This window comes from Candidatus Cardinium sp. cBcalN2, assembly GCF_022810445.1.
Classification (GTDB): domain Bacteria; phylum Bacteroidota; class Bacteroidia; order Cytophagales; family Amoebophilaceae; genus Cardinium.
The window spans coordinates 1-11,503 of sequence record NZ_JAACGD010000010.1; the positions used below are offsets into that span (position 1 = coordinate 1).

At 37.3% G+C, this 11,503-nt stretch carries 7 protein-coding genes and 1 tRNA gene; 5 read left to right on the forward strand and 3 right to left on the reverse strand.

All coding sequences use genetic code 11. The features are described 5' to 3' along the window. The first annotated feature begins 597 nt into the window (after positions 1-597). Positions 598-686 (forward strand) — tRNA-Ser (locus tag MUW74_RS00340). A 64-nt stretch (positions 687-750) separates the two neighbouring features. On the opposite strand, the gene prfB is transcribed toward MUW74_RS00340, so the two are convergent. Both prfB and MUW74_RS00350 read right to left on the reverse strand, forming a co-directional pair. Next, a protein-coding gene (prfB, locus tag MUW74_RS00345) for a peptide chain release factor 2 (protein WP_243516923.1) occupies positions 751-1,822 on the reverse strand; the annotation gives its coding sequence in 2 pieces (ribosomal slippage) (positions 751-1,764 and positions 1,766-1,822; 1,071 coding nt in all). 27 nt (positions 1,823-1,849) lie between these two features. After that, complete coding sequence (locus tag MUW74_RS00350) at positions 1,850-2,557, reverse strand: hypothetical protein (protein WP_243516927.1); 708 nt, start codon at positions 2,555-2,557, stop codon at positions 1,850-1,852. 682 nt (positions 2,558-3,239) lie between these two features. Between MUW74_RS00350 and MUW74_RS00355 the strand changes: the two genes are divergently transcribed. Next, a complete protein-coding gene (locus tag MUW74_RS00355; protein WP_243516930.1) occupies positions 3,240-4,301 on the forward strand; it encodes an Mrp/NBP35 family ATP-binding protein in 1,062 nt (353 codons plus the stop codon). A 202-nt stretch (positions 4,302-4,503) separates the two neighbouring features. Here MUW74_RS00355 and ybeY read toward each other — a convergent pair whose 3' ends face one another. Next, positions 4,504-4,965 (reverse strand): rRNA maturation RNase YbeY, encoded by a 462-nt coding sequence (ybeY, locus tag MUW74_RS00360; protein ID WP_243553005.1) that lies wholly within the window; start codon positions 4,963-4,965, stop codon positions 4,504-4,506. 80 nt (positions 4,966-5,045) lie between these two features. Here ybeY and MUW74_RS00365 point away from each other — a divergent pair, with 80 nt between their 5' ends. From MUW74_RS00365 to mfd, 3 genes are all read left to right on the forward strand, one after another. Beyond that, entirely contained in the window at positions 5,046-6,671 is a 1,626-nt protein-coding gene (locus MUW74_RS00365; RefSeq protein WP_243516935.1) for a 1-acyl-sn-glycerol-3-phosphate acyltransferase, read from the forward strand. After that, positions 6,646-7,656 carry an NAD(P)H-dependent glycerol-3-phosphate dehydrogenase gene (locus tag MUW74_RS00370; RefSeq protein ID WP_243516938.1) on the forward strand — a complete coding sequence of 337 codons (1,011 nt, stop codon included), beginning with the start codon at positions 6,646-6,648 and terminating at the stop codon, positions 7,654-7,656. Before MUW74_RS00365 ends, MUW74_RS00370 begins: the two co-directional genes overlap by 26 nt. 295 nt (positions 7,657-7,951) lie before the next feature. Beyond that, positions 7,952-11,290: a transcription-repair coupling factor gene (mfd, locus tag MUW74_RS00375; protein WP_243516940.1), complete on the forward strand. Its 3,339-nt coding sequence runs from the start codon at positions 7,952-7,954 to the stop codon at positions 11,288-11,290. The last annotated feature ends 213 nt before the right edge of the window (positions 11,291-11,503 follow it).

The window sequence follows — 11,503 nt, forward strand, 5'->3', positions numbered from 1 at the left end:
ATAGAAAAACAGCTTCAATGGATGTCGCAGGGTGGATTCTGTTTTTCCAGCTGTAAGGGGCGCTTTCCGCAACTTTTTACCAGGGCTTGATTTTTTGCTTACTTTTTTATCAAGAAAAAACTAAGATAAAAAAGCCTTATAATCAAATAAAAATAATTAAAAATTCCTTAAGTTGACGCCATTGTCTGTTCATGGGACTAGTAAAAAAGACTTTTTGATCCCACTTTTTTCTTTTTGTGCGTGGTCCTGCCATAGTACTTCTAAGAAATTGGCTTGCATACCATTTCTTTTTTAGGTATAATCGTATCTGTTCATGACACTGGTAAAAAATGAATTTTTTAAAGCTACTTTTTGCTTGATCAAAAAGTAGCCAAAAAATCAAGCGCTGATGAAAAAAGTTACTGAAAGCTTAGTTTACAGCTCGAAAAACAGGAGCCTCTCTGCAATCCATCCCGGCAACTGTTTTTCTTTTCATCTGTAAACTCCGCTTTCTGATCGCACTTTTTTCAAAGGGCGCGTTTTTTTACTAGCATAAGCCATAGTGGTGAACGGAAACGGTATAATCTGCCTCCGTGGGTCAGGGCCTGAATAGCTGTTGGAGTAGTGTCTGAGTGGTTGAAGGTATCCGTCTCGAAAACGGATGTACCCTGAAAAAGGTACCGGGGGTTCGAATCCCTCCTACTCCGCTCTAGCAAAAGATCATTAAAAGACAGCCATTAGCTTGAACAGATACAAAGACGCCATTGAATCCTATTGTAATAAATAACTTTTTATAAACCCATCAAGATCTCCATCTAAAACATTTTCTACATCTTTTCGTTCATAGCCTGTTCGGTTATCTTTAATAATTTTATAAGGGTGCAATACATAGCTCCTGATTTGGGAACCAAATTCAATCTTTTTTTTATTTTGCTCTATTTGCTGCTGTTTTTCCCTTCTCTTGTCTAATTCTTGTTGGTAGAGCTTAGATTTAAGCAACTGCAAAGCTTTATCCCTATTTTGTAGTTGAGAGCGTTCTTGTTGACATTCTACTACGGTCCCAGAGGGAATATGCTTAACACGTACAGCTGTTTCTACCTTATTGACATTTTGCCCTCCTGCTCCACCAGAGCGAAACGTATCCCAAATAAGGTCGGTAGGGTTGATTTCAATTTTTATAGAATCATCAATAAGAGGGGCTGCATATATAGAGGCAAAGGAAGTGTGTCGTTTACCTGCAGCATCAAAAGGAGAAAGGCGTACGAGTCGATGAATACCTACTTCTGCTTTAATATATCCATAAGCATAAGAACCTATCACTTCTAGGGTAACAGCCTTTACGCCAGCACTATCTCCTGGTTGGTAGTTAACAGTTTTAACTATATAACCCCGCTTAGTTGCCCACATAGTATACATACGGACCAACATATAGGCCCAATCTTGGCTTTCTGTGCCACCCGCGCCTGGCTTTATATCTATGATGGCATTTAAATGATCTTCTTGCCCATCCAACATTTTTTTTAACTCAGCTTCCTCTAACAACCTCGTAAGAGCTGATGCTAACAGAGAAAGCTCTTCTTGGGCTACACTATCTTCTCCAAATAAGGTTTCTAATACAAGCAGTTCTTCCCATTGAGCTTGTATGGTATTGAATTGACTAATCGCTTCCTTTAAGCCTTTAATTTGTTGGATGGTTTGTTGTGCTTCCGTTGGATTTGACCAAAAAGAAGGGTCTGTAACTTGTGTTTCTAAAAGTGTTAGTTTTTTATTTTTACCAGCATAGTCAAAGGCAGTGCTTTAAAGCCTCTATTCTTTCTGCTAGGTAGACGTATTTGGTTTTCATCAAAATGGCACTTTACTTTTTAATAAACTAATCTTTTGCAAAAAAAACACGATTTCCTATGGAATGTTCTATTTCATCAGGAGCAAAGACATGGTGGGTAATCCTTATTGTGTTTTCCGTGAACTTGCTTAATGGATTACTACAGTTTTTAATTTTTTTATGAAAAGTATAAATAGTCTTATAGCTAGTTTCCTTAAAAAAGGAGAGTAACTTTAAGCTTTTAATCAAGCTGTTATCATTATCTTGATAATACAACAACTTTTTGGTGATACCATTTATATCTTCACGGACAAAGAGCTCGTCATCAAGACTAAAATAGGTGATCTTAGGGGGATCTAAGCCTTTATGAATAATTTTGCTCATAGCCTCATTAAGGGCTTCAATATGGTTAAAGTTAAAGCTTAATTCAACCTTAAGCATTTTTTTATTATGCTTGACGCATACTTGACTGATATCGGATATTTGTTCTAACCTTTCGCTAGCCTTGTTAAAGGCATGACACGCAATAGCTTGTGTTATATCCTTATAGTCTTTACGTAATTTATGTAAGTACTTAATAAAGGCAATTAAATTCCTTGTCTTTTTTAAATCAACTTGAATGCTAAATTGTCCAGATCCATCTTTATTAAAATGAGCTTTTTCTATAAAATCTACCCCTAAGGCAGAGCTACTGGGAAGAGATTGAAAAAAAAATAGCGATACAAAAACTAAAAACCTAACTTTTTTTGATTGCATCAGCATAAGAATTAGAGAAATAAAATCAAACAAAAATAAATAATCTTATAGTAAGATACTTGGCTCGCGCAAGATAACCAATTTATTATAGTTATAATATTTATATTACACAATAGTTATAATTTATTTTAGCTTACCTAGCATACAAGATCTAAGCATAGATTTTTCGTATCTGTTCCCGACATATGTAAAAACTGTTTTTCTATTTTAGTTGTAACGGGTCACTTTCTGGGCGCAACTATTTTACAAGGGGCATTTTTTGGCTTACTTCTGCCATAGTAGTAAATGAATACCATTTTTCATCTATTTAACAGCTCCTAAGAGCTTCAAATTTATGAAAAATCCATAAATTTTTCTTTAGTTTGCCTTGTCTATTTTTGTTAGATTCAGTTAAACTTATCCATTCAGTCTTATCGCACCCATTAAAAAGCAAAAATGACTTTTTGGGCCATTTCGTGAACAGCCAATGGCGTCAACTTAAGCTCTATATTTTATTGATTTTTAAATATAATGGTCTTTATTTAGTCTACTGGTACTTAGTAATTTTTATCCCCCTTTTTTCTTGATAAAAAAGTAAGATAAAAATTCCTTACAGCTTAAATTTACCATTATAAGTTAAACATATACATAATATTATAATTAATTATAGTCTAGTTAGCATGATCACGCAAACTCTCCAATCATGAATCGGTTACAAGCAAGGATCTTACAAGCTTTAGGTAGGGTAGAGGATCCTGATTTAAAAAAAGACCTCGTTTCATTGGGTATGATTGAGAATCTTTATATAAATGATGCTACGATTTCTTTTACAATTGTACTGACTACCCCAGCTTGCCCCTTACAAGAAGTGATTAAACAATCATGTATACAAGCGATTCGTGAAGAGATAACCAATGATTTTGAAATTGTGATTAACCTTATCTCCAAAGTCACTTCAGGACGCCATGCATCTTCTATACTACCTGGCGTGAAAAATATTGTTGCTATTGCTTCTGGCAAAGGTGGTGTTGGCAAATCCACCATTGCTACCCATTTGGCACTAGCGTTATCCAATCATGGTGCAGATGTAGGACTTTTAGATGCTGATATATTTGGGCCATCTATTCCTACTATGTGGGGTTGCCAAACCATAAAACCAACTATAGTACAACAGGCAGGAAAGCGCCATATTATTCCTATCAAAAAAAATAATGTTAAGCTGCTTTCTATTGGATTTTTATCCAATACGCAAGAAGCGATTGTATGGCGTGGGCCTATGGCCAGTGCGGCTTTTAAGCAATTGTTGCAAGATGCAGATTGGGGTTCATTGGATTATTTATTGATTGACCTGCCTCCTGGCACCAGTGATATTCACCTTACCTTGGTACAAACTATTTCGATTACGGGAGCTGTAGTGGTGACTACACCTCAAAAAATCGCACTAATCGATGCACAAAAGGCGATTGCTATGTTTAAAAAAGAACAAATTAAGGTTCCTATCTTAGGCTTGATAGAAAATATGTCCTACTTCTTAACAGAAAAAAAAGATGGAACCCAACCCCATTATATCTTTGGAAAAGATGGAGGTAAGCTACTAGCCGAAAAAGCATCTATACCCTTTTTAGGACAAATTCCATTGTTGCCCATGATCTGCCAACAGGGAGATCTAGGTGTTATACCTTCTAAAACAATGTTTCCTTTTCATACAATAGCTCAAATGCTAGCGCAACAAATAGCATGCCAAAATGCGCCTACAGACGAATAATTTTTTAATAAAATTAATATTGATGGACAGGCGATACAATACAACTTTTAGATTGTATCTGTTCACGTAATGGCGTCAACTTAAGGGATTGTTAATTATTTTTATTTGATTATAAGGTTTTTTTATCTTACTTTTTTCTTGATAAAAAAGTAAGCAAAAAATCAAGCCCTCGCATTAGATTGGACCTTTTGCAAAAAGGCAATTATGTTTTCAATCCTAAAATTGGTCTTAACTGGTCAAGATAAAATTGTTCTTTTTCTCTCATAATTAATTGATCTTCTGGTTTTTGGTCATCATAAGATAAAAGGTGCAATAGACCATGCACCATCACCATATAGAGTTCTTCCACCATTTTTCGGTTATATGTTTGGGCATTTTCCCTGACACGCTCAATGCTTATGTAAACATCTCCTAAAATAGTTTCCGTATGTTTGGCATAGTTAAATGTAATCACATCTGTTAAGGTGTCATGGCCCAAGTAGGTTATATTTTGGCCATGTAAATAGTTATCTGTACAAAAAATAAAGTTCAGATGATCTAGTGTGTATCCTTCTTGCGCAATAACCCTTTGCAACCAAGCAGAGATTTTTCTTTTTTCCTTTAGTTTAAAACTAATTTCTTCTGAAAAGTAATAAATATTCATATTGATCTTATTATCTTGCATTAGCAAACAATCAGATAAGCTTTTAAGCTAGCCTATTTGACCGTAAAGTAAATTACGGTTTATTCCGCTAAAAGTACGATATGTCTACTCACGATCAGTTTATGCCTATTCAACCCAAAGCCAGTTATTGGCCGATTACCATCCTCCATAAAAACCAGCATGTTTTTTTAAAGCAAGTAGTCAATAAAAGTTTTCAAGCTTTGTGTGCACGTTATCCAATGGATGCAGCACTTTACCGAATATTGGCGCAAACTACTACTAGAGAATTGGCTAGAATAGCATCAGATCCGTGGCGTTGTGACCCTAAAGATGATGGCTCCTTTTGGGCAACTATGGCATCTTCTATTGAAAATAAAATGGATCCAAAGCCACTTTTAAAGCATGTTATAGAACGTTATGTCAGGGAGATTTGTAGTTACTTTAGTGTTGGCCATTATCAGTGTATAGCCAGATGTACACACCATACCTTGATTCATCTCCTGAAACCTCATTGTTTTGGGTTTGGAGCAGGCCGTTGGACCTTACCCAGTAAAAGATTAGAAGAAAAATTTCATTTGATGGGTCAAACCAATATAGTGCGGGCGTTGGCTAAAATAGGGACTGTTGTTTTAGTACCTACTCATACCAGCAATTGGGATTCTATGGTGATAGGGTTGGCTATGAAACAGTTAGGATTGCCTCCTTTGACTTGGGGGGCCGGATTGAATTTATTTAACAATAGGGGGTTTCATTATGTTTTTAATAAATTAGGTACCTATAAAGTAGATAGGCGTAAAAAAACCATACCCTACTTACAAACTCAGAAAGATTATGCCTGTCTGATACTGGAATGGGGCTGTCATACCTTATTTTATCCGGGTGGAACCCGCAGCCGTTTAGGTGCTATAGAGTCCGATTTAAAATTAGGCTTATTGAGTACCCCTTTTGAGGCACAGGAAAATAACTTTCGAAATCAAGGAATAGATGGTAAGAAGTTGTTTATTGTTCCTATAGTATTAAACTACCATTGTGTCTTAGAGGCCTATGATCTGATACGTGAATCGATGCAAAAGGGATCTATTGTTTCTGGTAACTTCCAGCCAAATGGTTGTTGTACCAACCTGGTATTTAGCAAAAATATATTATTTAAGGGTTCAGAATTATTTATTAACATAGGTCCTCCCTTAGATGTAATGGGGAATAGCGTCGATATAGCAGGACGTAGTTATAATGACCAAGGTCAAGCAATAGATTTATACGAGCAGTTTCTCCATTTACCTATAAAAATGGATACTAGAAAGCGTTCAGATCAGTCTGTTAAAATGCTTAGTCATAAGATTGTGGCAAGCTACTACCGCATTAATATGGTACTAAGTAGCCACTTGGTGGCTTTTGTAGCCTATGCATTGGCTCAAAAAAAAGAGGGATTTTCAATGGATCTAAACCATATCATAATCTGTTGTGCCGATTTCATGGTGGCCTTTGGTCATGTTTATAAAGCGTTAGCGTTGCTATATACAGAAAAAAAAATAGATTTTACCCCCATTGTACGGAGTGGTCAATTGGATGTTATCGCTAAAGATGGATGGACTAAATTGGGGATATATCATGCTCAACCACCATTAGTCGTAACCAAAAGTGGCGATCTACTTATTCAAGATCTGTTAACATTATGCTACTATCATAATAGGCTTACTGGTTATGGACTCGAAGCAATTTTTGCCTAATAAAGTGGTAACTGTTTTAGGGGCTGGTAAATTTGGTACGGCTGTTGCCAATCTATTGTCACCTCATGTAAGCCGTCTGTTCTTATATACGCATAAAGCGGAACGTGCGGTTGCATCTCAAACCAGCCGTAGCGTTGCGGATCAATCTTTGGCACCTAATATCGTTGTTACCAATGATTTGACAATAGCCTTGTCTGCTGCTTCTGTTATTTTTCCGGTAGTACCTGCTGCTAAATTTCGTGGGTTGATGCAACAAATTGCTTCCTATCTCAGACCAGACCAGATATGCATACATGGTACCAAGGGATTAGATGTTTCCGATCATGCCCCACTTACATGGGGCCATCTGTTTACTATGAGTAAGGTAATTGTACAAGAAACACCGGTTCGAAAAGTTGGTTGTTTGGCCGGGCCTAATTTGTCTGGTGAATTGGCGCAAAAATATCCAGCTGTTACAGTGGTGGCTAGTGCTTCATCAGAGGTTTTAGCGCTAGGGGAGCAACTGTTAAGTAATGATTGGTTTCGTGTCTATCCTAGTCATGATCTACTTAGTGTAGAAATGTGTAGTGTGTTAAAAAATATTTTTGCCATTGGTGCAGGTATAATAGGGGGGATGGGGTATCAATCTAATACCTATGCCTTTTTCCTTACTATGTCTATTGCAGAAATGGGTGACATCATGGCTGCTATGGGTATAGGTAAAACGGCTCTATTTGGGCCAGCTGGTTTAGGAGATTTAATAGCCACGTGTGGTAGTAAGGCCAGTAGAAACTATACAATTGGTTTCCGTTTGGCAAGAGGTGAAAAACTAACTGCTATATTAAGTCAGGCAAAAGAGGTTTCCGAAGGCGTACAAACGGTTAAAGTCATTCACCGAGCCATGCAATCTTGTGGGAAACAGGCACCCATTACTGCAACCATCTATCGGATCCTTTTTGAGGGTTGCTCATTAGACTGTTTGTATAAGTCGCTTATGTTAATTTAATGCCCCTTATACAATAGTTGCTCATCGCAACTATTTGACAAGAGGCGTTTTGCCTAGAACTCCCATAGCCTTGAATATATGCGAAAAAACTGCCTCGTATCATTGGGTTGAACTCAGTACTTTTAAAAAAGTATTTGTAGCTTTGCATTAGGCCTAATGTTTACAGTCCATTTATTTTATTATTTATAGTTCAGCAAGCCACTGCTCGTATAGCCCTTTTAACTATTTATGGCAACTTCTAAGCATTGGTGGCAGTGTTCTATGTTGATTAATCTTTATTCTCATCATTCTAGTTTTGCAAATCAACGATTTTATAGCACTTTACCAAACACAAACAGTGCTCACTAAGCTTACAGACTACTTGAAACAAGATCCGCGAGATAGGGTTCTTCATCTACAAGGGATTCAAGGCAGCTTAGATGCACTACTGATTGCAGCATTGCAACAAAATACTACCCAATTACAGTTAGTTGTCGTTGAAAACAAAGAAGCAGCATCGGCCATCTATGGAGATTTAACCCATCTATTGCCCGACCACTCTGTTCTGCTTTTACCCAGTTTAGAACAAAAGGATGATCAGTATAAAATTATTCAAAATAAACGATATGCTATCATACAGGCTATAAGCGAAAGTAGATCTGCCCCATTAGTGGTCACCCATATAGCCGCTGTACTGGAAAAGATCTTAGACCCATCTCTAGTTAACACTATGTGTTACAGGATAATGGTAGACCAAATCTTGTGCATGCAAACATTGGAAAGCACCCTTAGGCAAAAAGGGTTTTTGAAAGTAGATTTTGTTTATAGCACAGGTCAATTTGCGATACGTGGCGGTATTATTGATATCTATCCCGTCAACCAATCGGCTCCCTACCGAATAGAACTATGGGGTGATCAAGTTGCTACGATTCGTATTTTTGACACTAAAGATCAGAAATCTTTTAAAAAGGTAAGTGTGGCAACCATTTTATCTAATCCAGAAACGATAACGGAAGAGCAATTGGTCTACACCTCCTTTGCAGCTTGTCTACCAGCAGGAAGTTGTATTTGGCTAAAAAATAAAACAAAGCTTTTAGAACAATTATCCAGCCAAACTACCCAGCTATCTGCTGGCCATACCCTGTCAACTATGGAAAGCTTTATGGCATCTATTCTGCCTTTTCATCAAATTATATTTGGGGCAGAAGATAGACAAAGTTCCACAGCTACATGGCCATTGGAAGTGGTGTCTCGTAATCGGTCTAATGACTTGGTAATAAATTACCATACTGAAAAGCAACCCTTTTTTAAACAAAATTTTGACCTTCTAGCTGATGATCTTTGTAAAAAAGTCGAGCAAAACTATCAGGTATATATTACGGCTACTTCTGCAGGCCAATTGGCACGGTTGCATACTATTTTAGAAGATAAAACACCCAAAGCAGCTTTTACACCATTATTACTGAGTTTACGAGAAGGTTATATAGACCATACAGCCAAAATAGTATGTTATACAGATCACCAAATTTTTAATAGATACTATAGGTATCACTCACCTAAACAGCATTCCACAGCAGCAACTTTATTAGCTGATGCATGCAGGAAGCTAGAAATTGGCGATTATGTGGTCCATAATGACTATGGCATTGGCCGATTTTCAGGGTTACATTCCTTGTCTATTAATGGACAGCAGCAGGAAGCCATTCGATTGATCTATAAAAACAACGACATGGTTTATGTGAATGTGCATGAACTATACAAAATTAGCAAATATACTAGTAAGGATGGCACAATCCCTACTATGCATATATTGGGTAGTTCTGTCTGGCAACGTAAAAAGAATAGTGTTAAAAAACAGATCAAAGATATTGCCAAAGAACTGATTACACTTTATGCAGAACGTAAAAAATCGGTAGGTTTTGCTTTTGGGGCAGATACGTCACTAGATGCAGCATTAGCCTCTTCCTTTTGTTATGAGGAAACACCAGACCAAGCACTGGCCATTGCTGCTGTTAAAGCAGACATGGAACGCCCTATTCCCATGGATCGGTTGATTTGTGGTGATGTGGGGTTTGGTAAAACAGAGATAGCGATTCGTGCCGCTTTTAAAGCTGCAGAACATGGTAAACAAGTAGCTGTTCTGGTCCCTACTACTATTTTAGCCTTACAACACTACAACTCTTTTATCAATAGATTGTCCGCTCTACCGATTCACGTCAGTTACATCAACCGATTTAAAACCAAACAAGAAATACAAAAAACCCTCTTAGATACTGCTTCTGGAAAAGTGGATATTCTTATTGGTACGCACAAACTACTCACCAATGATGTACAATTCAAAGACTTAGGCTTGTTGATTATTGATGAAGAACAGAAATTTGGTGTAAATGCCAAAGAAAAGTTAAAAAAGATACGTTTGAATGTAGATACATTGACGTTAACGGCTACCCCTATTCCACGTACGCTCCATTTTTCTCTTATGGGTGCTAGAGATTTGAGTATTCTCAATACACCTCCTACCAATAGATTACCTGTCCAAACAAAATTGCATTACTTTGATTTTAAAATCATTAAAAAAGCGATAGAAGAAGAGGTCGCCCGTGGAGGGCAAGTCTTTTTTGTACATAATAGGGTAAGTAATATTAACGCTATGGCTCAAAGTTTATCAGATTTGCTGCCTACTGTACGCATCTGTGTGGCCCATGGCCAAATGGCTGGCTCTATGCTAGAAGAAAAAATATTACAGTTTATAGTAGGTAGCTATGATATATTGGTGGCAACTAGCATTATAGAGTCTGGAATAGACATGCCTAATGTCAATACCATTATTATCAATGACAGCCATATTTTAGGTCTTTCTGACTTACATCAAATGCGTGGAAGGGTCGGACGTTCTAATGTGCAAGCTTTTTGTCACCTATTGATACCAGAAGAGGTAACCCTTACTTCAGAAGCCAAACTAAGATTGGCTGCATTAGAAGAATGTGCAGAACTAGGCGATGGCTTTAAACTCGCTATGCGTGATCTAGACATACGTGGTGCAGGTGATCTGCTTGGTGCAGCGCAAAGTGGATTTATAGCAGATATTGGCTTTGATACCTATTGTAAAATATTGGAAGAGGCTGTAGAAGAAGTTAAGCAAGAAGATTTTAAAACGCTCTTTTCAAGTGATGCTAGGGGGTTATACAACGATTGCTCCATTGAAACAGATTGCCAAGCCCTTTTACCGCCTGAATATGTACAAAGTACTACGCAACGAATGACCCTTTACACTAGGCTAAATGAACTTAAAAATAGCACCCAGTTAGCACACTTTAAAGATGAATTAATCGATAGATTTGGCCCATTGCCTACTGCTACCAAAACTCTATTGGAAACCGTAGAACTAAGATGGGAAGGGGAACGCATTGGTTTTGAAAAAATTTCATTTAAAAGTCAGCGTTTACATTGCTACCTAGGAGCTGATTTTCAAAAAAGACATGGTAACACTTGGGCCCATATTATGCACTATATGCAGCAACATCCAGCTTGTTGTCAATTAAAAAAGATAAGAGAAAATCTGATGCTGACCATTGTTGTATCTGCTAATAGTGTCCTTGAAGCAAGGAACCTGCTGGCTACTATAGGCAGGTCTAATCTCGATAGTGCTAATTAGTTTGTACTGGGTATCTGTTCATAACACTGTTAAAAAATGAATTTTTTAAAGCTACTTTTTGCTTGATCAAAAAGTAGCCAAAAAATCAAGCGCTGATGAAAAAAGTTACTGAAAGTGTAGCTTACAGCTGGAAAAACAGGAGCTGCCCTGCAATCCATCCCGGCAACTGTTTTTCTTTTCAACTGTAAACTCCGCTTTCTGATCGCACTTTTT

Bases quoted from the DNA above. Each gene is read 5' to 3' on its own strand.
- MUW74_RS00350 (WP_243516927.1), bottom strand. From the start codon at position 2,557: ATGCAATCAAAAAAAGTTAGGTTTTTAGTTTTTGTATCGCTATTTTTT.
- MUW74_RS00355 (WP_243516930.1), top strand. From the start codon at position 3,240: ATGAATCGGTTACAAGCAAGGATCTTACAAGCTTTAGGTAGGGTAGAG.
- ybeY (WP_243553005.1), bottom strand. From the start codon at position 4,965: ATGCAAGATAATAAGATCAATATGAATATTTATTACTTTTCAGAAGAA.
- MUW74_RS00365 (WP_243516935.1), top strand. From the start codon at position 5,046: ATGTCTACTCACGATCAGTTTATGCCTATTCAACCCAAAGCCAGTTAT.
- MUW74_RS00370 (WP_243516938.1), top strand. From the start codon at position 6,646: ATGGACTCGAAGCAATTTTTGCCTAATAAAGTGGTAACTGTTTTAGGG.